25 protein-coding genes are annotated in these 26067 nt (G+C 70.3%); 16 read left to right on the plus strand and 9 right to left on the minus strand.

Features of this window, described 5'->3' with window-relative positions:
* Positions 1-13: 13 nt before the first annotated feature.
* From JUB13_RS12180 to JUB13_RS12195, 4 genes are read left to right on the plus strand one after another with little or no spacing between them, the layout of a single operon-like run.
* Entirely contained in the window at positions 14-3340 is a 3327-nt protein-coding gene (locus JUB13_RS12180) for a transglutaminase family protein (protein WP_207479161.1), read from the plus strand.
* Between the two features lie 38 nt (positions 3341-3378).
* Positions 3379-5901 (plus strand): circularly permuted type 2 ATP-grasp protein, encoded by a 2523-nt coding sequence (locus JUB13_RS12185; RefSeq protein ID WP_207479163.1) that lies wholly within the window; start codon positions 3379-3381, stop codon positions 5899-5901.
* Complete coding sequence (locus tag JUB13_RS12190) at positions 5898-6779, plus strand: transglutaminase family protein (protein WP_207479165.1); 882 nt, start codon at positions 5898-5900, stop codon at positions 6777-6779. Before JUB13_RS12185 ends, JUB13_RS12190 begins: the two co-directional genes overlap by 4 nt.
* A 34-nt stretch (positions 6780-6813) precedes the next feature.
* Entirely contained in the window at positions 6814-7704 is an 891-nt protein-coding gene (locus tag JUB13_RS12195; protein WP_207479167.1) for an alpha/beta fold hydrolase, read from the plus strand.
* A gap of 16 nt (positions 7705-7720) precedes the next feature.
* Here JUB13_RS12195 and JUB13_RS12200 read toward each other — a convergent pair whose 3' ends face one another.
* The 5 genes from JUB13_RS12200 to JUB13_RS12220 form a co-directional block, all read right to left on the minus strand.
* Positions 7721-7894: a hypothetical protein gene (locus JUB13_RS12200; protein WP_207479169.1), complete on the minus strand. Its 174-nt coding sequence runs from the start codon at positions 7892-7894 to the stop codon at positions 7721-7723.
* An 85-nt stretch (positions 7895-7979) separates the two neighbouring features.
* Complete coding sequence (locus JUB13_RS12205; protein WP_207479171.1) at positions 7980-8636, minus strand: methionine ABC transporter permease; 657 nt, start codon at positions 8634-8636, stop codon at positions 7980-7982.
* Complete coding sequence (locus JUB13_RS12210) at positions 8617-9696, minus strand: methionine ABC transporter ATP-binding protein (RefSeq protein WP_207479173.1); 1080 nt, start codon at positions 9694-9696, stop codon at positions 8617-8619. Before JUB13_RS12210 ends, JUB13_RS12205 begins: the two co-directional genes overlap by 20 nt.
* Positions 9697-9715: 19 nt before the next feature.
* Positions 9716-10531 carry a MetQ/NlpA family lipoprotein gene (locus JUB13_RS12215; protein ID WP_207479175.1) on the minus strand — a complete coding sequence of 272 codons (816 nt, stop codon included), beginning with the start codon at positions 10529-10531 and terminating at the stop codon, positions 9716-9718.
* 49 nt (positions 10532-10580) lie between these two features.
* Positions 10581-11804: a trans-sulfuration enzyme family protein gene (locus JUB13_RS12220; protein WP_207479177.1), complete on the minus strand. Its 1224-nt coding sequence runs from the start codon at positions 11802-11804 to the stop codon at positions 10581-10583.
* 313 nt (positions 11805-12117) lie between these two features.
* Here JUB13_RS12220 and JUB13_RS12225 point away from each other — a divergent pair, with 313 nt between their 5' ends.
* Positions 12118-13218, plus strand: coding sequence for an aminotransferase (locus tag JUB13_RS12225; RefSeq protein WP_207479811.1), 1101 nt, complete (start codon positions 12118-12120; stop codon positions 13216-13218).
* Positions 13219-13397: 179 nt separating this feature from the next.
* Here the strand turns inward: JUB13_RS12225 and JUB13_RS12230 are convergent, their stop codons facing one another.
* Together JUB13_RS12230 and JUB13_RS12235 are read right to left on the minus strand one after the other, a co-directional pair.
* Positions 13398-13619, minus strand: a complete 222-nt coding sequence (locus JUB13_RS12230) for a helix-turn-helix domain-containing protein (protein WP_207479179.1) — start codon at positions 13617-13619, stop codon at positions 13398-13400.
* Positions 13620-13808: 189 nt separating this feature from the next.
* The gene (locus JUB13_RS12235; RefSeq protein ID WP_207479181.1) at positions 13809-14033 is read right to left on the minus strand and encodes a hypothetical protein; all 225 of its coding nucleotides are present in this window, start codon (positions 14031-14033) and stop codon (positions 13809-13811) included.
* 167 nt (positions 14034-14200) lie between these two features.
* Between JUB13_RS12235 and JUB13_RS12240 the strand changes: the two genes are divergently transcribed.
* The 9 genes from JUB13_RS12240 to JUB13_RS12280 all read left to right on the plus strand — a co-directional run bounded on the left by JUB13_RS12240 (position 14201) and on the right by JUB13_RS12280 (position 22909).
* Positions 14201-14392 carry a hypothetical protein gene (locus tag JUB13_RS12240; protein ID WP_207479183.1) on the plus strand — a complete coding sequence of 64 codons (192 nt, stop codon included), beginning with the start codon at positions 14201-14203 and terminating at the stop codon, positions 14390-14392.
* Positions 14389-15798 carry an amidase gene (locus tag JUB13_RS12245; RefSeq protein ID WP_207479185.1) on the plus strand — a complete coding sequence of 470 codons (1410 nt, stop codon included), beginning with the start codon at positions 14389-14391 and terminating at the stop codon, positions 15796-15798. The genes JUB13_RS12240 and JUB13_RS12245 overlap by 4 nt, the downstream gene beginning before the upstream one ends.
* Positions 15799-15814: 16 nt before the next feature.
* On the plus strand, positions 15815-16327 hold the full coding sequence (locus JUB13_RS12250; protein WP_207479187.1) for an ureidoglycolate lyase: 513 nt from the start codon (positions 15815-15817) through the stop codon (positions 16325-16327).
* A 174-nt stretch (positions 16328-16501) separates the two neighbouring features.
* Complete coding sequence (locus tag JUB13_RS12255; RefSeq protein WP_207479189.1) at positions 16502-18166, plus strand: ABC transporter substrate-binding protein; 1665 nt, start codon at positions 16502-16504, stop codon at positions 18164-18166.
* A gap of 72 nt (positions 18167-18238) precedes the next feature.
* Positions 18239-19192, plus strand: coding sequence for an ABC transporter permease (locus JUB13_RS12260; RefSeq protein ID WP_207479192.1), 954 nt, complete (start codon positions 18239-18241; stop codon positions 19190-19192).
* Positions 19193-19195: 3 nt separating this feature from the next.
* Positions 19196-20086, plus strand: coding sequence for an ABC transporter permease (locus JUB13_RS12265; protein ID WP_207479193.1), 891 nt, complete (start codon positions 19196-19198; stop codon positions 20084-20086).
* Positions 20083-21171 (plus strand): ABC transporter ATP-binding protein, encoded by a 1089-nt coding sequence (locus JUB13_RS12270; protein WP_207479195.1) that lies wholly within the window; start codon positions 20083-20085, stop codon positions 21169-21171. The genes JUB13_RS12265 and JUB13_RS12270 overlap by 4 nt, the downstream gene beginning before the upstream one ends.
* Positions 21172-21174: 3 nt before the next feature.
* Positions 21175-22173 carry an ABC transporter ATP-binding protein gene (locus JUB13_RS12275; RefSeq protein ID WP_207479198.1) on the plus strand — a complete coding sequence of 333 codons (999 nt, stop codon included), beginning with the start codon at positions 21175-21177 and terminating at the stop codon, positions 22171-22173.
* Between the two features lie 85 nt (positions 22174-22258).
* Positions 22259-22909, plus strand: a complete 651-nt coding sequence (locus tag JUB13_RS12280; protein WP_207479200.1) for a hypothetical protein — start codon at positions 22259-22261, stop codon at positions 22907-22909.
* Positions 22910-23153: 244 nt separating this feature from the next.
* Here JUB13_RS12280 and JUB13_RS12285 read toward each other — a convergent pair whose 3' ends face one another.
* A complete protein-coding gene (locus tag JUB13_RS12285; protein WP_207479201.1) occupies positions 23154-23477 on the minus strand; it encodes a hypothetical protein in 324 nt (107 codons plus the stop codon).
* Positions 23478-23719: 242 nt separating this feature from the next.
* Here JUB13_RS12285 and JUB13_RS12290 point away from each other — a divergent pair, with 242 nt between their 5' ends.
* Positions 23720-24565: a hypothetical protein gene (locus JUB13_RS12290; RefSeq protein WP_207479205.1), complete on the plus strand. Its 846-nt coding sequence runs from the start codon at positions 23720-23722 to the stop codon at positions 24563-24565.
* A gap of 219 nt (positions 24566-24784) precedes the next feature.
* Positions 24785-25789, plus strand: coding sequence for a sensor histidine kinase (locus JUB13_RS12295; RefSeq protein WP_207479207.1), 1005 nt, complete (start codon positions 24785-24787; stop codon positions 25787-25789).
* A gap of 40 nt (positions 25790-25829) precedes the next feature.
* On the opposite strand, the gene JUB13_RS12300 is transcribed toward JUB13_RS12295, so the two are convergent.
* Positions 25830-26009, minus strand: a complete 180-nt coding sequence (locus JUB13_RS12300) for a hypothetical protein (RefSeq protein WP_207479209.1) — start codon at positions 26007-26009, stop codon at positions 25830-25832.
* Positions 26010-26067: the final 58 nt, after the last annotated feature.

Below are 26067 nucleotides of genomic sequence, written 5' to 3' on the forward strand. Positions count from 1 at the left end.
TCCGGGACCCGGTATGAGCATCCACGTCGCGCTGACCCACAAGACCGTCTATCGCTACGACCGCCCGGTGGTTCTGTCGCCCCAGGTGGTGCGCCTGCGACCGGCGGCGCATTCGCGCACCCCGATCCTGTCGTACTCCCTGACGGTCGAGCCAGAGACCCACTTCATCAACTGGCAGCAGGACCCCCAGGGCAACTACCTGGCGCGGCTGGTCTTTCCCGAACGCACGCAGCTCTTCTCGGTGACGGTCGACCTTGTCGCCGACATGACGGTGATCAACCCCTTCGACTTCTTCCTGGAGCCCGAGGCCGAGACCTTCCCCTTCAGCTACGACCCCGCGCTGGCGCACGAGCTCGCGCCCTACCTGCTGCGCGATGCCGACGCCGGACCCGCCTTCGCCGACTATCTCGCCGGAATCGATCGCACGCCGCGCCAGACCGTCGACTTCCTGGTGGCGCTGAACCGCGACCTCCAGCAGGCGATCGGCTACACGATCCGGCTGGAGCCCGGCGTGCAGAGCTGCGAGGAGACGCTGACCCGGCGCAGCGGCTCCTGCCGCGACAGCGCCTGGCTGCTGGTCCAGCTCCTGCGGCACCTGGGCTTGGCGGCGCGCTTCGCCTCGGGCTACCTGATCCAGCTCGTCCCCGACGTGAAGCCGCTGGAGGGGCCGGCCGGTCCGGCCGCCGACTTCACCGACCTGCACGCCTGGGCGGAGGTGTACCTGCCGGGGGCGGGGTGGATCGGCCTCGATCCGACCTCGGGGCTCCTGACCGGCGAGGGGCACATCCCGCTGGCCTGCTCGCCGGACCCGTCCAGCGCGGCGCCCGTCACCGGCGCCGTCGAGAAGTGCGAGGTGCTCTTCGACCACGAGATGCGCGTCACGCGGATCCACGAGAGCCCGCGCGTCACCAAGCCTTATTCCGAGGAGCAGTGGCGCGCCATCGACGCGCTGGGCCACGAGATCGACCGGCGGCTGGGAGCCGGCGACGTGCGGCTGACCATGGGCGGCGAGCCGACCTTCGTATCCGTCGACGACATGGACGGCGCAGAATGGAACACCGCCGCGCTGGGCCCGACGAAGCGCGCCCGGGCGGCCGACCTGCTGTCCCGCCTGCGCGACCGCTTCGCGCCCGGGGCGCTGGCGACATTCGGCCAGGGCAAGTGGTATCCCGGCGAGCAGCTTCCGCGCTGGGCCTTCGCGCTCTACTGGCGGCGCGACGGCGTGCCGGTCTGGCGAGATCCCTCCCTAATCGCGGAGGAGGGCGTCGACCACCGCCCGACGGCCGAGGATGCCGGGCGTTTCGCCCAGGCCCTGGCCCAGCGGCTGGAGATCGATCCCGACTTCGCGAAGCCGGCCTGGGAGGATCCCGTCCACTACATCCTGCGCGAGCAGGCGCTCCCGCTCAATGTCGACCCGCTCGATTCCAAGCTCGACGACCCGGAAGAGCGCGCGCGGCTGGCCCGCGTCTTCTCCCGCGGGCTCAGCACCGTCACCGGCTATGCGCTGCCGCTGCAGCGTTGGAACACGCGCGATGAACGGCGCTGGGTGACGGGGCCATGGCCCCTGCGGCGCGAGCGCATGTACCTGCTGCCGGGCGATTCCCCCATGGGCTTCCGCCTGCCGCTGCCGGCGCTGCCCTGGATTCCCGCGGCGGAGTTCCCGCACGTGGTCCCCGCCGACCCGTTCGGCGAGCTGCCGCCGCTGCCGGACCCGGACGCGCAGGGCCAGCCCTACAGGCGCGGCGCGCCCGCACCCGTCTCGGGCGCTCCGCAGGAGCAGCGCGGCGGCGCGGTCCTGGCGCCCGAGGAGACGCGGCGCGGACTCGTCTCGGACGGCGTGCGCACCGCGCTGTGCGTCGAGCCGCGCGAAGGCCGCCTCTGCGTCTTCATGCCGCCGGTCGAGCGGATCGACGACTATCTCGAGCTCGTCGCAGCGGTCGAGGACACGGCGCGCGCGCTCGGGACGCCGATCCATGTGGAGGGCTACCCGCCGCCCTACGACCCGCGCATCAACGTCATCAAGGTGACGCCGGACCCTGGCGTGGTCGAGGTGAACGTCCATCCGGCCGGCTCGTGGGAGGAGCTCCAGGACATCACCTGCGGACTCTATTCCGAGGCGCACCAGGCGCGGCTCGGGACCGAGAAGTTCATGCTGGACGGGCGCCACACCGGCACGGGCGGCGGCAACCACATCGTGGTGGGAGGCGCCACGCCCCCGGACAGCCCTTTCCTGCGCCGGCCCGACCTGCTGGCGAGCCTGATCCGCTATTGGCAGAACCACCCGTCGCTGTCCTACGCCTTCTCGGGCCTGTTCATCGGGCCGACCAGCCAGGCTCCCCGGGTGGACGCGGCGCGCGACGATTCGCTTTACGAGCTCGACATCGCGCTGCGCCAGATCACACCCGGGGCCGGCGACGTGCCGCCGTGGCTGGTGGACCGGGTCCTGCGCAACGTGCTGATCGACGTGACCGGCAACACGCACCGCACCGAGATCTGCATCGACAAGCTCTACTCGCCCGACGGGCCCACTGGACGCCTGGGCCTCGTCGAGTTCCGGGCCTTCGAGATGCCGCCCCACGACCGCATGAGCCTAGCGCAGCAGCTCCTGCTGCGCGGGCTGATCGCGCGCTTCTGGGACGAGCCCTACCGCAACCCGCTGGTGCGCTGGGGGCACATGCTGCGCGACCGCTTCATGCTGCCCCACTTCGTGGCGCAGGACCTGGCCGACGTGATGGCCGACATGCGCCGTGCGGGCTTCGCCTTCGACGAATCGTGGTTCGCTCCGCACCTGGAGTTCCGCTTCCCCCGCATCGGCGGGATCGAGCGCGATGGGGTGGTGCTGGAGCTGCGCCAAGCGCTGGAGCCCTGGCACGTCATGGGCGAGGAGCCCGGCGCCGGAGGCACGGTCCGCTACGTCGACAGCTCGGTCGAGCGGCTTCAGGTCAAGGTCTCCAACATGGTGGGCGAGCGGCACTGGATCGCCTGCAACGGGCAGCGCGTGCCGCTGCATCCGACGGGCACGCCGGGCGAATTCGTGGCCGGCGTCCGGTACCGCGCCTGGCAGCCGGCCTCCGCCCTGCACCCGACCATCGCGCCCCACGACCCGCTGGTGTTCGACGTGGTGGACGGCTGGTCCCGGCGCTCCATCGGCGGGTGCACATATCACGTCGCACATCCCGGCGGCCGGAACTACGAGACCTTCCCCGTCAATGGCTTCGAGGCCGAGGCGCGGCGCCGGGCGCGCTTCTTCGACCACGGCCACAGCGCGGGGCCGCTCGGTTCCGGCGAGGTGCTGCGCAATCCCGACTTTCCGCTGTGCCTGGACCTGCGTCTGTTCTAGCCTGAAGGGATTAGGGTTCCCAGGGCGGCGGAAGGGCAGTGGATCTGGACCTGGCAGCCGCGAAGTCCGGCTCGATGGACGGCGCCTACGACGAGTGGAAGGTCGGTCCGGATGCGACACGGCCCCATTGGCGCGTGCTCGATGGCATGCTGTCGGGGCCTGCGGCCGACATCGCGCGGCGGCGCGAGCGTGCGCAGGGCCTGCTGCGTGAGACCGGGGTGACCGTCCACCTGCTGGGCGATCCCGCGGGCATCGACCGGCCGTGGCAGCTCGATCCCGTTCCCGTGCCCATAGCCGCATCGGAATGGGCCGGCATCGCGGCCGGCCTGGTGCAGCGTGCGCGCCTGCTGAACGCGCTGCTAGCCGACCTCTACGGCCCCCGCACGACGCTGGAGGAGGAGCTGCTGCCGCCGGCGGTCGTCCTCGGCCATCCCGGATATCTCAGGGCCTGTCGTGGCATCCGGCCCGCGGGCGGACCCTTCCTCGGTATCTACGCGGCCGACCTGGCGCGCGGTCCGGACGGGCGGTGGCAGGTCATCGCGGATCGGACCGGGGCGCCGGCCGGCCTCGGCTACGCGCTGGAGAACCGGCAGGCCGTGGCCCGCGTACTCCACGACGAGTTCCGCGCCAGCCCGGTCGAGCCGCTGCTGCCCTTCCTGCAGGCACTGCGGGACCTGCTCGGCCGGATGTCTCCGGTCCGGCACGAGGCGCCCAGGGTCGTCCTGCTGACACCGGGCCCTTGGCACGAGACCTATTTCGAGCACGCCTACCTGTCCCGCCATCTCGGCTGCACACTGGTCGAGAGCGAGGACCTGACCATGCGGGACGAGCGTCTGTTCCTGAAGACGCTGGATGGGCTGAAGCCCGTCGACGTCGTCCTGCGCCACATCCCTGGTCCGGCCGTCGATCCCATCGAGCTGAACGCTGACACGCGCGTCGGCGTGGCCGGGCTCGTCCAGGCGGCGCGCGCGGGCTCGGTCGCCCTGCTGAACGCGCTGGGCAGCGGCGTGCTCCAGGCGCCTGCGCTGGCGCCGTTCCTTCCCGTGCTCGGACGGCGCCTGCTCGGCGAAGAGCTGCTGCTGCCCTCGGCCGACAGCTGGTGGTGCGGGGACGAGCAGGCCGCCCGGCATGCGCTGGCGCAGCCCCGCGGACTGATCTTCCGCTCGTCCTACGATCCCTTCGATCCCGGCGTCGACGGGGACACGCTCGACGGCGAGCGGCTTAAGGCCCTGGCGGCGCAGATCGAGGATAGGCCCCATGCCTTCGTCGCCCAGCGGCGGCCGATGCCCTCGTTGGTCCCCGTCGCCCGCGAGGACGGGAGCCTCGTCTCGCGGCCGGTGGTGCTGCGCGCCTTCCTGGTCGCCAAGGATGGCGGCTACGTGGTGATGCCGGGCGGCCTGGCGCGGTTCCGGGACGACGCGGTGGCGCCTGCCGGACCCGTGAGCGAGATGCAGGGTGTCGCCGGCGGCAGCAAGGACGTCTGGGTCCTGGCCGAGCGGCAGGCGGCGGCGGCTGCCCCGGTCCGCACGCCGGCGCCGCCGGTCACGCCGACCCGCGGCGGCCGCGACCTACCGAGCCGCGTCGCTGACAACCTCTACTGGCTCGGGCGCTACATCGAGCGCTGCGAGGACATCACGCGCATGCTGCGCGTCGCCTTCGCCAGCGCCGAGAGCGGCATCCAGGCGGGCGCCGTGGACGTGGCCGCAATCCCGCTCCTGTGCCGCCCGCTCGGCCTGCCGCCGGCTGCCGGAACCGCCGGGACGGCCGAGACGCTGGCCCAGCTGGCGCGCCACCATTTCGACCCCGCGAAGCCGGCAGGGCTGCGCGGCACGGTCGACCGGGTGCAGCGCGCCGCCGCCGCCGTCCGCGACCGCCTGTCGATCGACACCTGGCGCATCCTCCAGCATCTCGGGGCCAAGGTCTCGGCCCTGACGCCGGCGCATGCCGGAGATTTCGGCGACATCCAGGCGCGGCTCGACGCGGTGCTGCTTTCGCTGGATGCCGCGAGCGGCCTCGCCATGGAGAACATGACCCGCGGCCTCGGCTGGCGGTTCTTCGATACAGGCCGCCGCATCGAGCGCGCGCAGCACGTGATCGATCTGCTGGCCGGCGCCACGGACGGCGACGAGGCCGAGATGGGGCCGGTCCTGGACCTGCTGCTCTCGGTCCTCGACAGCGTCATGACCTATCGGGCGCGCTATCTCTCGGCGCCCCAGTACCTGCCGGTGCTCGACCTGCTGCTGTGCGACGAGACCAATCCCCGCTCGCTGGCCTACCAGTTCATGGTGCTGGCCGAGCATGTGGAGAACATGGTCGCCTTCCGCGACACGGCGAGGCCGCGGCCGGAGCAGCGGCTGATGATCTTCCTCGCCGGCACGGTGCGCACCGCCGACGTGGAGGTGCTGGCGCGCGCGGCCGAGGACGGCGGGCGCTACCAGCTGTCCGAGCTGCTGGAGGTCTTCCGCTCAAGGATCTGGGAGCTGTCCGAGGTGATCACCCGGGAATACTTCACGCTGGCAGGACGGCGGGCGACGCCCTGGAGGCATGCGAGCTTGCCGTGAGATACCGCGTCCGCCACGTCACGACCTATACCTACTCCTCCTCCGTCCAGGTCTCCCATCATGCGGTCCGCCTGTGCCCGCGCGCGACCCCGTGGCAGAGCGCGGCATCGCCCGTGCTGTCCCTGAGGCCCGAACCCACGGCGCTGGGAACCTGGCAGCAGGACTATTTCGGCAATCCCGTGCTGTTCTTCACGATCCAGCAGTCGCACAGCGCAATGACGGTCGAGGCCGAGACGCTGGTCGAGGTGATGCCGCCGCTGCCCGTCGACCCGCGGGCGACGCCACCCTGGGAGACCGTGCGCGCCCGCCTGCGCCGCCCGCGCGGCACGGAGGAGCGCGAAGCCGTCGAGTTCCTGTTCGACTCGCAGCGCCTCGCGCAGCACCACACGGTGACGGCCTATGCCCGCGAGAGCTTCCCGCCGGGCCGCCCGATCCTGGCCGGGGTGCTCGATCTGACGCGGCGCATCCATGCCGACTTCACATACGATCCCACCGCCACCGACGTCGACACCGCGCCGGCCGAGGTGATCCGGCTGAAGCGCGGAGTGTGCCAGGACTTCGCCCATCTCGAGATCGCCTGCCTGCGCGCCCTCGGCCTGCCGGCGCGCTATGTCAGCGGCTACATCCTGACCCACCCGCCTCCGGGCGGGGAGAAGCTGGTCGGCGGCGATGCCTCGCATGCCTGGGTCTCGGCCTTCGTGCCCGGCTCCGGCTGGATCGACGTGGACCCCACCAACAACACGCTGGCGCGCGACGAGCACGTCACCCTCGCCTGGGGGCGCGACTACGACGATGTCAGCCCGCTCAAGGGCGTGGTGATCGGCGGCGGCGACCACTCACTGGCCGTGACGGTGGATGTGAGCCCCGTCCGCGACTGAGCGCGCGGCTGATGTTGCGAAGAGGAGGGCCGGCATGCCGGAGGACAGGATGGTCCGCCTGCCTCGTGCGGGAGTCCGCCTTCGCCTGGCCGCGCACGGGCCGCTGGACGGGCCGCCGGTGATCCTGCTGCACGGCTTTCCCGAGACGGGCTCGGCCTGGGACCCCGTCGCGACCACGCTGGCGGCGCAGGGGTTCCGCGTGCTGGCGCCGGACCAGCGTGGCTTCGGACGCAGCGACAGGCCACGGGGGATCGAGGCCTATTCGCTCGACCGGCTCGCCGAGGACGTGCTCGAACTGGCCGCGTCGGAGGGGATCGGCCGTTTCGCGGTGGTCGGCCACGACTGGGGAGGGATCGTCGCCTGGTGGCTGGCGATGCGCGATCCCGCGGAGGTCTCGCGCATCGCGGTGCTCAACGCGCCCCACCCGGCGACGCTGGCGTCCTTCGCCCGCCGCAACCCGCGCCAGGCGCTGCGGAGCTGGTACGTCCTGTTCTTTCAGCTCCCCTTCCTGCCGGAGGCGGCGCTGCGTGCCCGGGGCTGCGCGCTGCTCGTGCGGAGCATGGTGGGTACGGCCCGGCGCGGCACCTTCTCCGCCGAGGATATCGCACGCTGCCGGGCCGACTGGTCGCAGCCCGGCGCGCTGACGGCGATGCTGAACTGGTATCGGGCGTTGCGCCGCAGGGGCCCTCTTCCTTCAGGCCGGGTGCGCCTGCCGACGCTGCTGATCTGGGGCGAGCGCGACGCCTTCCTCGAGCCCGGCCTGGCCGAGACCGCGATCTCCTTGTGCGATGACGGGCGGCTGGTCCGGCTTCCCAGGGCGACGCACTGGCTGCATCACGAGGAGCCGTCGGTCGTGAGTACGCAGCTTGCGGGGTTCCTGCGCGACGGGGCCGAGCGGGAGGAGCGGGCGCCGCAGCCCCAGTGAGAACGGGTCGGCCGGCTCAGTGCCGCGGCACCATCGGAAAGACCATGGAGTAGCTGTTGTCGGAATCGTTCAGCGGCGGGGTTGCCGTCTCCTGCCTGACGGACAGCAAAATGGCGCCCAGAAGGACGCAGACACCGGCTAGCAGCACCCAGGCCACCGGCCAGTCACGCCCCTGCTTCGCAGGTTTCATCGGAGCCTCGCGGCGGTCGACGACCCAGCGCGACCGCTAGCAGGGTCAACAGCGGGGAGCCCCTTGCATTGCGCGGCGCCCTCTGTCAGCGGCGGTGATTGACGCGGCGCGAAAGCCATTCGCCGCCGAACTGCACCGTGGTTACCAGGATGATCAGGATGAGGATGATCTCGAACAGCACCCGCGTCTCATAGCGCTCGTAACCGTAGCGAATCGCGAGGTCGCCGAGGCCGCCGGCTCCGACCGCCCCTGCCATCGCCGATGCATTGATCATGGCGATGACGCAGACCGTCATGCCGCCCACGATGCCGGGCAGTGCCTCGGGCAGGATGACGTGGCGCACGATGTGCCAGCGGCGAAAGCCCATCGCCTGGGCGGCTTCGATCAGGCCGTGGTCCACCTCGTTCAGGCTGACCTGGGCAATGCGGGTATAGAACGCGATCAGGTGGATGCTGAGCGGCACGACTGCCGCCCAGATGCCGAGCGTGGTGCCGACGAGGAGGCGGGTGAAGGGGAGCAGGGCAACCAGCAGGATGATGAAGGGGATCGCCCGGAAAACATTGACCACCACCGACAGGCCCTTGTTCAGGCGCGGCTTCGGGTAAAGGCCCCCCGGTGCGGTAGTGACCAGCAGGAGGGCGAGCACCAGGCCACAGGAAATCGCGATCGCGACCGACACGCTGACCATCGTCAGGGTTTCCCCGAAGGCACGCAGGTAGCGGTCAAACATCGTCGGCGACATAGCCTAGCACCCTCATGGAATCGGGAGAAAAGGTCAGGCTCGCGACCGGCCGGATCGAATCGGCGGGCACGGCGACCAGCAGGTCGCCCTGTGCGTGGCCCTGAATGCGGTCGATTCCGCCGTGCAGCAGCCTTGCCTCGGGCGCAAGGGCCATGAGGCTCGCAAGCGACAGCCCCTCGGGATGGCTTTCGCCAGTGAAGCGCAGTGCCAGGATGGCGTGCCCGCCGCGCGCCGGCGGTTCCGGCCGCAGGCGTCGGCCGAGGTCGTCAGGCACACCGTGCTGCAATGGCCGCAGCAACGCTCTCGTCGCCTCGCCTTGCGGGTCGCCAAAGACCTTCCAGACCGGTCCCTGCTCGACGCGGCCGCCTTGGTCGAGGACCAGCACCTCGTCGCAGATCGCGCGGATCACGGCCATGTCATGGGTGATCAGCACGATCGTCAGCCCGAGCTTGGCGTTGATGTCGCGCAACAGGTCGAGGATGGCATGCGTGGTCTCCGGGTCGAGCGCCGAAGTCGCCTCGTCGCAAAGCAGGATGTCGGGCCGGTGCACCAGGGCACGGGCGATGCCGACGCGCTGCTTCTGTCCGCCCGAAAGCTTGGAAGGATAGACATCGGCCTTGTCCGCGATGCCTACGAGTTCCAGAAGCTCCTCCACCCGGCGGCTGGTCTCGGGGGCCCCGACGCCCGACACCCTCAGCGGCAGCCCCACATTCTCCCGCACCGTCTTTGCCGACAGCAGGTTGAAATGCTGGAAGATCATGCCGATGCGGCGGCGCAGCTGCATCAGCGCCTCCTCGCCCAGCGTGCCGACATCGATGCCGTCGACCAGCACACGCCCGCCGGACGGGCGCTCCAGCATGTTGATCGAGCGCAGCAGCGTCGATTTGCCCGCGCCCGACCGTCCGATGATGCCGAAGACGCTGCCGCGCGGAATGGTGAAGGAGAGTTCGTGCAGCGCCTGCACACCGCCCGGATAGACCTTGTGGATCGCATCGAAGGTGATATGCGGGACCGGCGGTGCGGCCTCGCCGCACTTCAGGGCGGTGCCATGCGGCAGCATCGGATCGTCCTCCACGCGCTCAGAAGGCCGGAATGAGGACGCCGGCGAGTTCCCTCTCGATATAGGCGCGGACCTCAGGCGACTGGAACGATTCCACCAGCGGCTTCACCCAGGGGGCATCCTTGTCCTGTTCGCGAACGACGATGATATTGACGTTTGGATTGTTCTCACGCCGCTCCTGGGCAATGCCGTCACGCGCCGCGTTGAGGCCGACCTGCGAGCCGAAGCTGGAGATCACCGCCGCCGCATCCACGTCCTCGTAGGAACGCGCCAGCACCACCGACTTCGCTTCGACGAATTCGAGCCTGCGCGGGTTCTCCTTGATGTCGGCGAGGGTGGCGGTCTCGTTGTAGGCGTCGAAGCCGTCGCGCAGCGTGATCAAGCCCTCGTCGCGCAGCACGATGAGCGCGCGGCTTTCATTGCTGGGATCGTCAGGCACGCCAACCCGGGCCCCTGTCGGAAGGTCCTTCAGGGACTTGTACTTCTTGGAATAGTAGGCGATCGGCGAAAGATACGTATTGCCGACGATCGCCAGCTTGTAGCCCCGCTGCTTGACCTGGTCGCGGTAGAAGGGGATGTGCTGGAACGCGTTGGCCTGCAACTCGCCGCTGTTCAGCGCCTCGTTCGGGCTCAGCGTGCCGGCGAGCACCACTGGCTCGATGTCGAGGCCGCGGGACTTGCCCACCTTCGCGACGATTTCCCAGATCGGCTCGCTGATGCCCCCGCGGATGCCCACCTTCAGGTGGACCGGCTCGGCCGCGTGGGCCCCTGCGGCCGTCATCATGCCGAGGAACAGGGCAGCGCCCACGGCGCGCCCTAGAAGACGATGGATCATAGCAACTCCCTTCTTGTGGCTGGGGGCCTCGTGACGGCCCTGTGATAGGTCAGCCGCGGCGTGGCGGCGCCGCTGCGTCGAGGGCCTGCAGGATGTCCTCCTGGATGTCGGGCAGGTTCTCGAGACCAATGGAGAGGCGGACGAGCCCGTCGCTGATGCCGTGGCGGGCGCGTTCCTCGGCCGTGTAGGCGGCATGGGTCATGCTGGCGGGGTGCTGGACCAGTGTCTCGGCATCGCCGAGGCTGACGGCGCGCGTGGCCAGCATCAGCCGGTTCATGAAGCGCGCTCCCGCCTCGATCCCGCCTTCCAGCTCGCATGAGACGAGGCCCCCGAAGCCACTCATCTGCCGCTTGGCAATGGCATGTCCGGGGGCGTCGGGCAGGCCCGGGTAGCCGACCCAGCGCACCGCCGGGTGCGCCGCCAGCAGCCCCGCGACGGCCGCTGCCGAGGCACTGTGGCGCTCGATGCGTAGCTCCAGTGTCTTCAGGCCGCGCAGCAGCAGGAAGGCGGTCAGCGGCGCGATGGTCGCACCCGTCAGGTAGCGCAGCCCCTCCATGCGCACGCGGTCGAGGATAGCCCTAGGGCCGACCACCACGCCTGCGATCAGGTCGCCGTGGCCTCCCAGGAATTTGGTGGCGGAATGCACGACCAGATCCGCACCATGTTCGATGGGGCGCTGAAGGATCGGCGTGGCGAAGGTGTTGTCGACCATTACGAGGGCGCCGACGTCATGCGCCAGAGCGCTTACTGCGGCGATGTCGACGACGCGCAGATTGGGGTTCGCCGGCGTCTCGAAATGCACGAGCTTCGGCCGCAGCGCCATCGCACGGGCGACATCGTCCAGGTCCGTGAAATCCGCTACCTCCACGCGCACGCCGAAGCGTGTCACCCCGCGCATGAACAGCGCGAAGCTGTTGCCGTACAGCGTGCTGTCAATCACCACGACGTCGCCCGCCTGGAGGAGGGTCCATAGGGTCGCGGAGATCGCCGCCATGCCGGAAGCGACCGCCAGCCCGGCTTCAGCCCCCTCCAGGTCGGCCACACGCGCTTCGAGCAGCGCCTGCGTCGGATTCCTGGTGCGGCCGTAGATGTAGCCCTCCCTCTCGCCGCGGAACAGAGCTGCGCCGTCCTCCACGGTCTCGAAGGCATAGGTGGAGGTCATGAATACCGGCGCGGTCAGCGCGCCGTGCTCGCTGGCCGGGTCGTAGCCGAGATGAATGGCGCGGGTCGAGAGTCCGGTCCAGCGCGGCCGGTTCGAAGGCGATTTGCTCATGGAAGCAGCTCCAGGGCGGCACGGAGGCCAGCACCTTGTCGGGTTTGGGTTCGTTCGCGGGGGCGAGAGCCCGCGTCGCCAGCGCCATGTGGCGTCGCTGCTCCGCGAAACCGGATGGCGCGACTCACGACAATCGGACAATCGCGTGGCGCACTGCCAATCACCAGGGTGCTGCTGCTCATTGCGCCGGGCATATGCACTATCGCCATGTGAAATCACCGATGAAAACATCCTTGCATGGTAGATAAATCCGCGCAACCCTGATGCAAGACGGTTTTGATCTGTGATTTGTGCGCAAATTGAGGTCTTGGCTATGGTAAATTCGGTGTTCGGCAACACCGGTACGTCGGTGTTCGAAACAATGTCGCGCCTCGCCGCCGAGCATCGGGCGATCAATCTGGGGCAGGGCTTTCCGGAAGGGATCGAGGCGGCCGAGGTGATTGCCGCGGCCGAGGAGGCCCTGCGCACGGGCCCGCACCAGTACCCGCCGACGCTCGGTCTGCCGGCGTTGCGGCAGGCCGTCGCCGAGACCAACCGCCGATTCTGGGGTATCGAGGTCGACTGGCAGTCCGAGGTGCTGGTCACTTCCGGTGCGACCGAGGCACTGGCCGACTGCTTCTTCGGGCTTCTGGAGCCGGGCGACGAGGTGCTCGTCTTTCAGCCGGCTTACGACAGCTACGGGGTGATCCTGCGCCGTGCCGGCGCGGTGCCGGTACCGGTGCGCCTGGAGCCACCGCAATGGGAACTGCCGAGGCAGCGGATCCTCGACGCGATCACGCCGCGAACCCGCGCCATCCTGCTGAACACGCCGATGAACCCGAACGGCAAGGTGTTCACACGCGAGGAGCTGGAGTTCCTTGCGGGCCTGCTGGAACGCCACGACCTGATCGCCGTCTGCGATGAGGTCTACGAGCATCTGACCTTCGACGGGCGTAATCACTTGCCGCTGATGGCGCTGCCGGAGGCCCGCGGACGTTGCCTTCGTATCGGGTCAGCGGGGAAGACGTTCTCGGTGACGGGCTGGAAGGTCGGCTATGTCACCGCCAGCGCGGAGCGGCTGGCGCCCGTCGCACGCGCCCACCAGTATCTCACCTTCGCCACCCCGCCGCACCTGCAGGCGGCCGTGGCTTTCGGGCTCGGCCTGGGGGATCACTACTTCGCCGGCCTCCAGTCGATCCTGCAGGAGCATCGCGACTTCCTGGAAACCGGCCTGCGCGAACACGGCTTCAGTACGCTGGAGTGCGGCGGCACGTATTTCCTGTGCCTGGACATCGGCGATCTCGACCCCGGCAGCGACGATTTCGCCTTCTGCCGGCGCCTGGTCGCCGAATCCGGCGTGGCGGCAGTGCCGGTCAGCACGTTCTACGGCGAACGCGACATGCGCAGGCTGATCCGCCTGTGCTTCGCCAAGTAACTGCCGCTGCTGCGCGAAGCGGTCGAGCGGCTGGGCGCATGGCGTGTCCGTGCAGGGCTCGCCGCGTAGCGATCGTTCCGACCCCCGCAACGAAGCCGCCCCGCAACGAAGCCGGACGCGGGAATGGGCGACGAAGACGGCCCCGGGACCGGGGGCGAGCCCTTTGGGCCACGCTCCGCTTAGAACTTCCGGCGGTTCTGCTCGGCGAGGCCCGTCTGGATCAGGAGATCGGCGACGGCGAGGGCAAGTGGGGCAGGGATTTCGGGACGCTCGGACAGGCTCGACGCTCCCGCGCCTTCGTAGGCTTCGACGGCGCCCTCGCTGATGCCCAGCATGTCGGCGAACTCGGAACGGGACAGGCGCAGGAGCAGGCGCGCAGCCTCGAACGCGCTTGGGGTCATTTCGGATCAGCTCGGGAACTCGGCAGCGGGGCCAAACCAATACCGCAGCGGGCGCGCGGCGCACGGCTGTCATCGGTCCTATCCCCATAGCGGCACCCAGCCGGTCGATAGGCTTCGAACTGAATGCGCGGGAACCTCCGTCGGTGCCTGGCGCTCTGACCGTGCCTGTCGGGCCGGGACCGTGCGCTCTCAGAGGCTGGAGGCGATCAGGCGGTCCTTCCCGCGGCTGACCTGGACCTGCCCGTCCTGGCACTTCAGGTAGGTCGTCTTGCCGACCGCGAGGTTGTCGAGGACGATCACCAGGGCCCGCGGCAGCGCCATGAACTCCCTGGAGCCGCGGACACCCGCGTTGTAAGTGGCGAGGTGGCCCTTGAGGGCCGCCTTCGTGATGGGTCGTCCGTTCGCATCGATCATCGTGTCCTCACGGGTCGTCGGCGCGCGGCTGGGCGCTGACTTGTGCCCAAGGGATAGCAGAGATCCGCGCCCCCCGAGCGGGCTCATTGCACCCGCGCCGGGCGGTCCAGGAAAGGCATGGAACTTGCAAATTCCGGCGGCGAAGTACCGACGGGAAAGCGAGAGACATGGACATTCCGGCGCCGCTTGCCAGAGCCATCATTGAAGCCCAGGGGATCGCGCTGGAGGCGCGGCAGGCCGAGAGCGTCTCGGCCGCGCTGCACAGCCTGGCGCCCGCGCAGCGCCTGACGCGAGCGCTTCCCTTCGAGGCCGAGACCGCGGATTTCGGCATGGCGCTGCTCGGCGGGGCCGGGCGATGAGCGATCCCGCGCTGCTGACCCTGGCCGAGGCCTCGGCCGCGCTCGAGGCCGGCTCCCTGACGGCGGCCGCGCTGGTCGATGCGACGCTCGCACGGATCGAGGCGCTGAACCCTTCGATCAACGCCTTCATCGCGGTGGAGGCGGAGGAGGCGCGCGCGGCGGCGGCGGCGGCTGATGCGCGCCGCGCGGCCGGCCGCGCCCTGTCGCCGCTGGACGGCGTGCCGCTGGCGCACAAGGACATGTTCTACCGCGAGGGTCGGGTCTGCACCTGCGGCTCGGCCCTGCGGCGGGACTGGCGGGCGCCCGTGACGGCGACGGTGATCTCCCGGCTCTCGGCTCTGGGCGCGATCCAGCTCGGCACGCTCAACATGGCCGAGTTCGCCTTCGGGCCGACGGGCCACAACGCCTATCTCGGAGCGGCGCGCAACCCCTGGGACAGGGACCGCGTCACCGGCGGGTCCTCCAGCGGATCGGCCGCCGCGGTGGCGGGCCGTCTCGCCTTCGCCGCGCTGGGCTCGGACACGGGCGGATCGATCCGCACGCCTGCCCATTTCTGCGGCCTTGCCGGGATGAAGCCGACCTGGGGCCGGGTCAGCCGCGCCGGCGCCATGCCGCTGTCGCCCTCCATGGATACGATCGGGCCGCTCGCGCGCACGGTCGAGGATGTTGGCATCGTGCTCCGCGCGATCTGTGGGCCCGACGCGGCCGATCCCACCGCCGCGGACCGTCCCCCGCCCGAGGATGCCGGTGACGTCGCCGGGCTGCGGCTGGGGATGCCGGAGAACGGCTTCGAGGCGACGAATCCCGAGATCGCCGACGCCGTGGCGGCGGTCGCGGACGCGCTGGCCCGGCTCGCAGCGTCGGTGCGCACCGTGCGCATGCCTGACCTGGAAAGCATCGGCATGCTGGCGAACACCGTGATCGGCGCCGAGGCGGCGGCCCACCACGCAGCCTGGCTGCGCGAGCGGCCCGACGAGTATACGGCGCAGGTCCGCACGCGGCTGTCCGTCGGCCTCGCGATCCCGGCCACCGCCTATATCGACGCGCTGCGCGCCCGCCGGCCGGCGCTCGATGCCTTCCTCGCGGGGCCGTTGTCACAGGTGGATGCGCTGATCTGCCCGGCTGTCGCCGTTCCGGCCCCCGGCATCTCCGAGACCGACGTCGCGGGCTCGCCGCGCATGGCCGAGGTGCTGGGGCTCATGACGCGCTACACGAGGCCCTTCAGCTATCTCGGCCTGCCCGCGCTCTCGGTGCCCGCCGGCTTCACCACGGAGGGGCTGCCGCTGGGCGTGCAGCTCGTCGGGCGGCCCTTCGCCGAGGGCACGCTGCTGCGCCTGGGCCGCGCCTACGAGCGGCAGGCGCGCTGGCACGAGAGGATTCCGCCGGGTTTCGAGGGCAGGACGTGAACAGGGGCATGACCCGATGAGGGAGCTGGCGGCGGTGCCGATTTCGGCGGCAGCCTTCGCACCCTTCGGCCATGTCGTCGGCAGCGCCGGCGCGACGGGCCGGTCCGTGAACGAGGGCAGGGGGCTGCGCTACGATGCGCCGGCGGGCCTGATCCTCGACGGGCCAGGGACGATGCCGGTCGTGGCGGTCTATGCGATGGCCGCGAGCCGGGTTCCCGTCCTCGTCCGCAGCTTCGAGCGGCATCCCCTCTCGTCCCAGCTCTTCGTGCCGACGACGGCCGGTCGGTGTCTCGTGGTCGTGACGGAGTCCGATGTCGCAGGCGGCCCCGATCCCGCCCGCGCCCGTGCCTTCGTCGCCACCCGGGGACAGGCCTTCAACTACGCCCCGGGGGTCTGGCACGCCCCCATCTTCGCCATCGGGGCGCCGGGCGAGCTGGTCATGGTGATGGGCCAGGCGGTGGAGCCCGACCGGGACTGTGAGGTTCTGTCCCTGGACGAACCGATCCTGGTGCATGACGCAACGCTATGAGGGGCGCCGTGAGGGGGCGTGGACTGCCTCGGATACAGCATTGTGCACAATATGCAGCCTTTCCCTTGGGCCGGACGGGGCGGTCGGGGCGCGTGGCCGGTGTCCCGCCCGGGCGGCACGCCTCTTGCTGATCGGCGGTCTGGGCAAACCAACCGACGAACAGGGAGCAACCAGATGACCCGACCCGCCGCGAGCTGGCGCAGGTTCCTCATGGCCTCGGCCGTGTGTCTTTCCTCGGCGCTCGTCCCGATGGCCGCCAAGGCGCAGGAGAAGGTGCTGCGCATCGGCATGACCTCCGCCGATATTCCGCGCACTCTCGGCCAGCCCGACCAGGGGTTCGAGGGCAACCGGTTCACCGGTATCCCGATGTACGACGCCCTGACCCACTGGGATCTTTCCAAGCCGGACGGTCCCTCGGTCCTGATCCCAGGATTGGCGACGGAATGGGCTGCCGATGCGGCGGACAGGACCAAGTGGGTCTTCAAGCTGCGGCCGGGCGTGAAATTCCACGACGGCTCGCCCTTCAATGCGGATGCCGTGGTCTGGAACGTCCAGAAGGTGCTGGACCAGAGCGCGCCGCATTTCGACCAGAGCCAGGTCGGCGTGACGGTCTCGCGCATGCCCACGCTGAAGGCCGCGCGGAAGATCGACGACATGACGGTCGAGCTGACGACCTCGCAGCCGGATTCGTTCCTGCCGATCAACCTGACGAACCTCTTCATGGCCTCGCCGGCCCATTGGGCGGCCAAGCTCGCGGCGGTGCCGGCCGACGTCGCCGACCCGAAGGAGCGCGCGAAGCGCGCCTGGGCCGCCTTCGCCGAGGATCCCTCGGGCACCGGCCCCTTCGACGGCATCCGGCTCGTCCCGCGCGAGCGCTTCGAGATGGTTGCCAACAAGGCCTACTGGGACGAGAAGCGCCGCCCCAAGATCGACCGCGTCGTCCTGCTGCCGCTTCCCGAGGCGAACGCCCGTACCGCGGCGCTGCTTTCGGGCCAGGTCGACTGGATCGAGGCGCCGGCCCCCGACGCCGTCGCCCAGATCAAGAGCCGCGGCTTCTCGCTCTACATGAACGAGCAGCCGCATGTCTGGCCCTGGCAGTTCTCCTTCGTCGAGGGCTCGCCCTGGCTGGACAAGCGCGTCCGGCACGCCGCCAATCTCTGCGTGAACCGCGACGAGCTGAAGGAGCTGCTGGGTGGGTTGATGGCCGCCCCGAAGGGAACGGTGCCGCCGGGCCACCCGTGGTGGGGAAACCCGAAGTTCGACATCCGCTACGATCTCGCCGAGGCGAAGAAGCTGATGACCGAGGCCGGCTACTCGGCGCAGAAGCCGCTGAAGGTGAAGACCATCACCTCGGCCTCGGGCTCCGGCCAGATGCAGCCGATTCCCATGAACGAATATCTGCAGCAGGCGCTGAAGGAGTGCTTCTTCGACGTCGAGCTCGAGGTCATCGAGTGGAACGCCCTCTTCACCAACTGGCGTGAGGGCGCCAAGCACGCGAACGCGCGCGGGGCAAACGCCACCAACGTGACCTTCGCCGCCATGGACCCCTTCTTCGCCATGGTGCGCTTCGTGTCGACCCAGGCTTTCCCGCCAACCTCGAACAACTGGGGTTACTTCGGGAACGACGAGATCGACAAGCTGGTCGCCGATGCGCGGACGTCCTTCGACGCCGCCGAGCGCGACGCCGCGCTCGCCCGGCTCCATGCCCGCATCGTCGAGGAGGCGCCGTTCCTCTGGGTTGCCCACGACGTGGGTCCCCGCGCGCTCTCCGCCAAGGTCAAGGGCGTGGTTCAGCCCAAGTCCTGGTTCATCGACATCGCACCGATGTCCATGGACTGAGAAGCCGCGCCCCGTGCCGCCGGCCCCCGCGCCGGCGGCGCACCCCCCCTGCACGCGCGAACGGATGGAACCGTGCTCAGCTATGTCCTCAGGCGCCTGATCTACATGATTCCGATCGTCGTCGGCGTCTCCCTGGTTTGCTTCGTCCTCGTGCATCTGGCGCCTGGTGATCCGCTGGTATCGGTGCTGCCGCCCGACGCCTCGGAGGCGCTGAAGGCACAGATGATGGCGACCTACGGATTCGATCGGCCCTACTGGCATCAGTTCGGGCTCTGGGTGGGGCGCGCGCTCCAGGGAGACCTCGGCACGTCGATCGCCACTTCGCGGCCGGTCGCCTCCGAGGTGCTGAGGGCGGTCTCCAACACCTTGCTGCTGGCGGCGGTCGCCACTGCGATCGGCTTCGCCTTCGGATGCCTGTTCGGCTTCGTCGCAGGCTACTTCCACGACAGCTGGATCGACAAGGCGGCCTCCGCCCTGGCGGTCGTGGGCGTCTCCGTGCCGCATTACTGGCTTGGCATGGTGCTCGTGATCGTCTTCTCGGTAGAGCTCAACCTGCTGCCGCCGACCGGGGCCGGTCCCGACGGATCCGGCGACTGGGCCTGGAACTGGGCCCATATGCGGCACCTGATCCTGCCCGCCGTGACCATGTCGGTGATCCCCATGGGAATCATCGCACGGACGGTGCGCGCGCTGGTCGCGGACATCCTTGGACAAGAGTTCGTCGGCGCCCTCCGGGCCAAGGGGCTGGGCGACCGCGGCGTGTTCCGCCACGTCGTCAAGAACGCCGCGCCCACGGCTCTGGCGGTGATGGGCCTCCAGCTCGGCTACCTGCTCGGCGGTTCGATCCTGATCGAGACCGTCTTCTCCTGGCCGGGGACCGGCTTCCTGCTCAACGCGGCGATCTTCCAGCGCGACTTGCCGCTGCTCCAGGGCACGATCCTGGTGCTCGCGCTCTTCTTCGTCTTCCTGAACCTCGCCGTCGACGTCCTCCAGACGGGGCTCGACCCGCGGATCCAGAGGGGCTGAGCCATGGTCATGCAACTGCCGCTGACACGGCCGGCGGCGCCCGTCTTCGAACGTTCGGAAGGCTACTGGTCCTCGGTGTTCCGGCGCCTGCGCCGGGACAGGGTGGCGGTGGCCGCGCTGGCCGTCATCCTTGCGATCGTCGCGGTGGCGCTGCTGGCGGACTATGTCGCCCCGGCGGACCCGTACCGCGGCGCCACGCTCCGTCGCCTGCGGCCGATCGGCACCGCGGGCTTCCCGCTCGGCACGGACGAGCTCGGCCGGGACATGCTGTCGCGCCTGATCCACGGCGCCCGCTGGTCCCTGCTGATGGGCGTGACGCCGGTTCTAGTCGCCTTTGTCCTGGGCTCGGCGGCGGGGATCCTCGCGGGTTTCGCGGGTGGCCGGATCAACACCGTGATCATGCGGAGCGTCGACGTGCTCTACGCCTTCCCCTCCGTGCTGCTGGCCGTCGCCCTGTCGGGCGCGCTGGGCGCGGGCCTAGGCAACGCGCTGCTGTCACTGACCATCGTGTTCGTGCCGCCGATCGTGCGCGTGGCCGAGGCGGTGACGACCCAGGTTCGCGGGCGCGACTACGTCGAGGCCGCGCGCGCCTCGGGTGCCGGCGCCTTCACGATCGTGCGCGTCCATGTCCTCGGGAATGTGCTTGGGCCGATCTTCGTCTATGCGACTGGGCTGGTCTCGGTCTCCATGATCCTGGCCTCGGGCCTCTCGTTCCTGGGGCTCGGCGTGCGGCCCCCGGAACCGGAGTGGGGCTTGATGCTGAACACGCTGCGCACGGCGATCTACGTGAACCCCTGGGTCGCGGCCCTGCCAGGGGTGATGATCTTCGTCACCTCCATCGCCTTCAACCTGTTCTCGGACGGCCTTCGCTCGGCCATGGACGTGAAGCGATGAACGGCGGATCGCAGGCTGCCACGGACCCCGGGTCCGGCCGGGGCGGGCCGGCACAGCCGCTTCTCACGGTGCGCGGGCTGGTCAGGCACTTTGCCCTGCCGGGCAAATTGCTGGGCCGGTCCAAGGCGGCCGTGCACGCGGTGGACGGGGTGGACTTCGACGTGCTGAAGGGCGAGACGCTCGGGATCGTGGGGGAATCCGGGTGCGGGAAGTCGACCACCGCACGGCTCCTGATGCATTTGATCAATCCCAGCGCAGGCGAGCTGATCTTCGACGGCGAGAAGGTGGGTTCGCGGGAGCTGCCGCTGCGCGAGTACCGCCGGCAGGTCCAGATGGTCTTCCAGGACAGCTATGCCTCGCTGAATCCGCGCCTGACCATCGAGGCGTCCATCGCCTTCGGTCCCAGCGTGCATGGCGTGCCCCGGCGCCAGGCGGTCGAGCGAGCGCGGGACCTGCTGGCGCGCGTGGGGCTGGATCCCGCGCGCTTCGCCGGGCGCTATCCGCACGAGCTTTCGGGCGGGCAGCGCCAGCGCGTGAACATCGCGCGGGCGCTCGCGCTCAGGCCCCGGCTCCTGATCCTCGACGAGGCGGTCTCTGCGCTCGACAAGTCGGTGGAGGCGCAGGTCCTGAATCTGCTGGCCGACCTCAAGCAGGAGTTCGGGCTCACCTATCTCTTCATTAGCCATGACCTGAACGTGGTCCGCTTCGTGTCGGACAGGGTCATGGTGATGTATCTCGGCCGCGTCGCCGAGATCGGTCCGTCAGAGGCGCTCTTCTCCGCGGCTCTGCACCCGTACACCGCGGCGCTGACCCGGTCCATGCCGTCCATGGATCCCGACGCCCGGACCGAGGCCCCGCCCATCGCCGGCGATCCTCCGAACCCCATCGACCCGCCGCCGGGCTGCCGGTTCCACACCCGCTGCGCCTTCGTCGCCGATGCATGCGCCCGGCGCACGCCGGTCCTCACGCCGGCTCCCGCGGCGGTTCTCCCGTCGGCGCGTCCGGATCATCGGGCCGCCTGCCTCATGCTTGAGCCGGGGTCCGGCCATCCCCGGGCGCCCGCTGCGCCCGCCGCCGCGGAGTGAGCGATGCCGATCGTCGAGATCAAGGACCTGCGTGTCACCTTCACCGGCGGCGGCAAACCGGTCCCCGCCGTCAGCGGCGTCGACCTCGAGGTCGAGCGCGGGGAGACGCTGGCGATTCTGGGGGAGTCGGGGTCCGGGAAATCCGTCACCCTGCGCGCCCTGATGCGGCTGAACCCCGAAGGCAAATCGCGCATGGAGGGCACGGTCCGCGTCGCCGGGCAGGACGTCGCCGCACTGGGCCGGCGCGAGCTGCGCGCCTTCCGGGGCCGCACGGCGGCCATGATCTTCCAGGAGCCCTCGCTCGCCCTCGACCCCGTCTACACGCTCGGGCAGCAGATAGCCGAGGCCGTGATGGTGCATGACGGCTGCTCGCGCAACGAGGCCATGGCGCGGGCCCTCGCGCTCTTCGAGAGGGTGCGGATCCCTTCGCCGGAGCGGCGGCTGCAGGCCTATCCGCACGAGATGTCCGGCGGCATGCGCCAGCGCGCCATGATCGCGCTGGCGCTTTCGTGCCGGCCGCAGCTCCTGCTGGCGGACGAGCCGACGACGGCGCTCGACGCGACGGTGCAGATCCAGATCCTGGTGCTGGTCCGCGAGTTGCAGCGGGAGTTCGGCCTGGCCGTGATCTTCGTGACACACGACATCGGCGTCGCGGTGGAGGTCGCTGACCGCATCGCGGTCATGTATGCCGGACGCGTCGTGGAATCGGGCCCCATGCGCGAGGTGATCCGCCGGCCCCGCCATCCCTACACCATCGGCCTCCTGCGCTCGCGCGCGCACGGCGCGCTCGCCAAGGGCGCCCGGCTGGAGACGATCCCCGGCGCGCCTCCGGATCTTGCGGACCTGCCGCCAGGCTGCCCGTTCGCGCCGCGCTGCTTCCTGGCGACGGCAACCTGCGCCACGACGGCCCCGGGACCCGAGCCGGTCGGCGCCGGGCACCAGGCGCGGTGCCTGCGCGTCGACGCAACGGCGGCTCTGCTTCCCGCCGTGGCCGAGGGCTAGCGGCCAGCGGTTGGGAGCCGCGGCTTGCCGCGCCCGGCGGGCATGGGCTCTAATGCCGGCCTCGTCGGTGGGGCAGGGGGGATGCATGGCGCGGCGCTTCGGGACTCTTGCCGCCGCGGCCGAGACCCGTGCCTCCAGCCTTGCCCTGCTCCTCGCGGCGATTCTCGCGACCGTCGCGGGTGCGTCCGCGCGTGCCGAGCCCGTGACGCTCGAGGGCGTCACCTTCAGCGACGAGTTCGGCGGGTTCCGCATCCTGTCCGGCTCTGGCAGCGGGACACCCCAGGACCCCTTCGTCGTGGTCGAGGAGATCACGGACGCCGGCGAGGCGGTGCTGGTGATCCGCGGTGCGCCGGAGCGCACGCCCAGGAACCCCCGGCGGAACCGGATCCTGAGCGGACATGACATCGGGTTCGCCCTTCGGAAGGTCGTGATCAACCGGACCGAAGAGATCTGGCCGGGCTACGACCTGGAGCTCCAGTCGATACCGGGCCGCCCGAGCCCCCAGGACGACGGCCTCAGCTTCGGCCAAGGCAGCATGGAGCAGCGGCGGATCCGCGCCGACGCCTACGAGACCGCCACCGTCACTAGCGAGCCCATCGATCTCGCCGTCTTCGACAAGGGCGACGTGCTGCCCGGCGGCCGCGTCGTGCTCGACCTCGTCATCACCGACATGGTGGACCGGCCCGCGATCTACCTTGTCCAGCGGCGCCAGCGCTTTCTCTCGGAACTCCGCTGAGCCGGTCAGGCCGGAGGCGGCGGAATCGGGTCCCGCTCGCCCGGTTCCAGCGGCGGAGGCTCGGTTGGCGGCTGCTGGCCGGGCTCCGGCAGTTCGGGCGGGATCGGCGTGGGTCCGGTCACGGTCGGGCCTCCTTCTCGGCAAGATGGGGTCGGCAAGATGAGGGCAGCAAGGTGAGGTCAGCGGGGGCAGGGTGAGAGGGATCGGGCGCCGCGGCGTCGACGCGGGTGGCCAGGGCGCGGCGTCAGAGCGCGGGCGGGCGGGGATCGCGGGGGCGCGACTCAAGCCGCCCGATGCGGGTCATCAGCTGCGTCACCTCGATTGCGTCGTCCATGCGGCCAAGCCGCACCAGCATGCGTGCGTAGGTGTTCAGGGCGGCGAGCACGGCCTTCTCGTCGCTGGCCCCAGGCACCGGCTGGCCGCTCGCCTCGACCACCAGTACGCCGAGCGCGGCCAGAGCCTCGGCCACTAGGCCGACGGCCTGCTCCACGTCTTCGTCGCTGCCCTCGGCCGCGTTCAGAAGCGGCTCGAGAACGTCCGACAGTCTAACGGCTCCATCGCTCGGCATCGATCACATCCCGCTCACCGCATCATCCAACAGCGCAGGACAGGATTCCGTCTTCGGCCCAGATAGCGGGTCCGGGAAGGGGTGGCGAACCGGGTGCGACCGTCTGGCGATGCAGCGGCGCAACACTCCCGGGATTTCGTACGGCCACATGCTAGGCGACAATGCCGTTAATCATCTTTTGAGCAGGGCACCAATACCGTTCCAGGGTCGAACCAAGCCGCTCAGGCCCGATGCTCGCCCCCATGCCATCTCTCCGCGCCCCCCTTGCCCGGCCGCTCGCCGGGCTGCTTCTCCTCGTCCTCACCGCGGCAGCGCCGCAGGGCCACGCCGGGCCGGCCAAGACAACCGCGGCGAAGGCGGCTCCGGCTGCAGCTACGGCGGCTGCCGCGGCGCCCGTCGCGCCGCCGGCGGCCACACCGGCCTTCGATCCACTGCGCGCCGAGATGGAGGACCTCCTTCGCCGCGCCGAGGCGGGCGAGGCCTCTGCCGCCGAGGCCGTCGCGCGGAACTATGCCCGCGGGCATGGCTTCATCTGGGATCCTCCGTCGGCGCTCCGCTGGTACGTCGCGGCGGCGCTGGCCGGCAGCGTCCCGGCTGCCCAGGAGGCGGGAACGCTCTGGAAGGCGCTGAAGCCCATGCATCGGCTGCGCGCTCGGGTTCTGCTCGCCAACGCGTTCGGCGACGACGAGCTTGCCCGCATCGGGGTAGGGCCCGTGGACCGCGCCCAGCTCAAGCGGCTCCCCTGGGCTGCGGCTGCACGCCCCGCCGGTTTCGCGGAGCCGCCCGCCATTGCCGCCGTTCCGGCACCTGCTGCGCCGTCCCCGGCCGTCACGGCCGTTGCGCCGGAGGCCGTGCCGCCGACCGCGCTCGCCTCGGCCGCTGCGCCGGCCCCGGCAGACGTCTCGCCGGCCGTCATCGTTCCCGCGGCGGCGGTCGCTCCTGCGAGCGCCGCTGGCGCCGCATCCGAGGCCGGCACGCCGCCAGTGCCGCGCCCGAAGCCGTCCCTGCGCGCCGCCGCGCCGTCCGGCGCGGCGCGCCGGCCGGCAACCCGCGCGATTCCGGCCCAGCTCGCACGCAATCCGGATTGAGCGGCGCGAGGTGCGCTTCGCACCTTTGGCCTAACCCGGAATCGGTTCTTCGCTCAACCTCTTCCCAATCGTTCGCGGAAGTGGCAGGGCGGTGAACCGAGGCGGGCTCTGCGCGTTCCCTGGTAACCCGGCCAGCAGTTTCGGACCGGGGGCGGCGGGCTTCAATGCCAGCTGCGCAGACCGGGTCCCGGGCGGGGACCCCGCGGGGGCGCCTGACGAATGCATGACCTGTACGTCCCGGCCGAGGCCTTGTCGGAGCCACTGCTCCTGGTCACGTCCCAGGGGCGGATTCTGACCGCCAACAGCACGGCCCGCCGAGAGCTCGGCATCATCCAGGACGCGGGCGAGGAGCTCGGCGACTTCCTTGCGGATCCCGAGAAGAGTTCGCTGCACGACTACCTGCTGCGCTGCGCCACCTCCGACGGCCCGCTGCCGGGCGTCCTGGTGCTGCGCGACGCCGAGGGGGTGCCTCGGGACTTCCGGGTCGAGGGCTGGCGGCAGGACGGCGGCATCTGCCTGCATCTGAGGCCCCGCATCAAGGCCTCGACCTCCTTCATGGCGCTGAACGACAAGGTCGAGCGCCTCGGTCACGAGGTCGCCGTGCGTCTGCGCTCGGAGGACCGGTTGCGGAACCTGCTCCGCGACAAGGAGGTCCTGATCCGCGAGTTGCACCACCGGATCAGGAACACGCTGCAGATCCTGTCTTCGCTCTGCAACCTGCAGGCCCGGACCCTGCCCGAGGGCGACGCGCGGCGCCCGCTCCTGCGCCAGGTCCGCCACATCAGCGCCGTGGGCGCGGTGATGCGGACGCTCTATCGCGAAGGCGACATGGCGGAGGTCGACGTGCGCGCCTTCGCCGAGGCCATGTGCGCGAACCAGGCTGCCCCGCGCAGCGTCGCCACGACGGTGGAGTTCGAGGTCGGGCGTATGGACCTCGACACCGCGACCCCGTTCGCGCTCGCCTTCGACGAGCTGCTGGCCGAGGTGCTCGAAGGCCTTCCACAGGATGGCAGCGCGCATCTGCGCGTCGCCCTGACACGGAACGAGACGGGGCTGGAGCTGGTACTGGACCACGGGGGGCTGGCGCGCCTGCGCGTGCCCGGCGCCGCGCGGGAGCGAATCCTCGCGACCCTGATGCGCCAGCTCGAGGGGCAGCTCGAGCGTGGGCAGGCGGCGACACGCCTGGCCTTCGCCGATCCCGCGCGCGCCGCGGCGGCCGAATAGGCAGCCTCGATCGAGCCTGACGGCGGATATGCTGCCGGTCTCAGATGATGGTCCGGACCCGGCGCAGCAGCGAGCGCAGGGGCTCGGCAAGGGCGAAGAGCAGGGCCGCCAGGCAGATCTCGGCCACGCCTGCGCCCGGCATGGGGTCGACCTCCGCCTCGTAGACTGCGACGGCGGCGAATACGAGATAGAGGCTGACGGCGAACCACAGGACGGACATGGCGCTCCTCGCGGGTGAGGGCGCCAATCAGCCATTGGAATGCTTAACGTCCGGTTAT

The organism is Arenibaculum pallidiluteum (genome assembly GCF_017355985.1).
GTDB classification, from domain to species: domain Bacteria; phylum Pseudomonadota; class Alphaproteobacteria; order Azospirillales; family Azospirillaceae; genus Arenibaculum; species Arenibaculum pallidiluteum.

Bases quoted from the DNA above. Each gene is read 5' to 3' on its own strand.
- JUB13_RS12300 (WP_207479209.1), bottom strand. From the start codon at position 26,009: ATGTCCGTCCTGTGGTTCGCCGTCAGCCTCTATCTCGTATTCGCCGCC.
- JUB13_RS12210 (WP_207479173.1), bottom strand. From the start codon at position 9,696: ATGCTGCCGCATGGCACCGCCCTGAAGTGCGGCGAGGCCGCACCGCCG.
- JUB13_RS12225 (WP_207479811.1), top strand. From the start codon at position 12,118: ATGGTAAATTCGGTGTTCGGCAACACCGGTACGTCGGTGTTCGAAACA.
- JUB13_RS12285 (WP_207479201.1), bottom strand. From the start codon at position 23,477: ATGCCGAGCGATGGAGCCGTTAGACTGTCGGACGTTCTCGAGCCGCTT.
- JUB13_RS12250 (WP_207479187.1), top strand. From the start codon at position 15,815: ATGAGGGAGCTGGCGGCGGTGCCGATTTCGGCGGCAGCCTTCGCACCC.
- JUB13_RS12230 (WP_207479179.1), bottom strand. From the start codon at position 13,619: ATGACCCCAAGCGCGTTCGAGGCTGCGCGCCTGCTCCTGCGCCTGTCC.
- JUB13_RS12280 (WP_207479200.1), top strand. From the start codon at position 22,259: ATGGCGCGGCGCTTCGGGACTCTTGCCGCCGCGGCCGAGACCCGTGCC.
- JUB13_RS12255 (WP_207479189.1), top strand. From the start codon at position 16,502: ATGACCCGACCCGCCGCGAGCTGGCGCAGGTTCCTCATGGCCTCGGCC.
- JUB13_RS12270 (WP_207479195.1), top strand. From the start codon at position 20,083: ATGAACGGCGGATCGCAGGCTGCCACGGACCCCGGGTCCGGCCGGGGC.
- JUB13_RS12180 (WP_207479161.1), top strand. From the start codon at position 14: ATGAGCATCCACGTCGCGCTGACCCACAAGACCGTCTATCGCTACGAC.
- JUB13_RS12200 (WP_207479169.1), bottom strand. From the start codon at position 7,894: ATGAAACCTGCGAAGCAGGGGCGTGACTGGCCGGTGGCCTGGGTGCTG.
- JUB13_RS12290 (WP_207479205.1), top strand. From the start codon at position 23,720: ATGCCATCTCTCCGCGCCCCCCTTGCCCGGCCGCTCGCCGGGCTGCTT.
- JUB13_RS12295 (WP_207479207.1), top strand. From the start codon at position 24,785: ATGCATGACCTGTACGTCCCGGCCGAGGCCTTGTCGGAGCCACTGCTC.
- JUB13_RS12220 (WP_207479177.1), bottom strand. From the start codon at position 11,804: ATGAGCAAATCGCCTTCGAACCGGCCGCGCTGGACCGGACTCTCGACC.
- JUB13_RS12195 (WP_207479167.1), top strand. From the start codon at position 6,814: ATGCCGGAGGACAGGATGGTCCGCCTGCCTCGTGCGGGAGTCCGCCTT.
- JUB13_RS12215 (WP_207479175.1), bottom strand. From the start codon at position 10,531: ATGATCCATCGTCTTCTAGGGCGCGCCGTGGGCGCTGCCCTGTTCCTC.
- JUB13_RS12240 (WP_207479183.1), top strand. From the start codon at position 14,201: ATGGACATTCCGGCGCCGCTTGCCAGAGCCATCATTGAAGCCCAGGGG.
- JUB13_RS12265 (WP_207479193.1), top strand. From the start codon at position 19,196: ATGGTCATGCAACTGCCGCTGACACGGCCGGCGGCGCCCGTCTTCGAA.
- JUB13_RS12275 (WP_207479198.1), top strand. From the start codon at position 21,175: ATGCCGATCGTCGAGATCAAGGACCTGCGTGTCACCTTCACCGGCGGC.
- JUB13_RS12245 (WP_207479185.1), top strand. From the start codon at position 14,389: ATGAGCGATCCCGCGCTGCTGACCCTGGCCGAGGCCTCGGCCGCGCTC.
- JUB13_RS12235 (WP_207479181.1), bottom strand. From the start codon at position 14,033: ATGATCGATGCGAACGGACGACCCATCACGAAGGCGGCCCTCAAGGGC.
- JUB13_RS12205 (WP_207479171.1), bottom strand. From the start codon at position 8,636: ATGTCGCCGACGATGTTTGACCGCTACCTGCGTGCCTTCGGGGAAACC.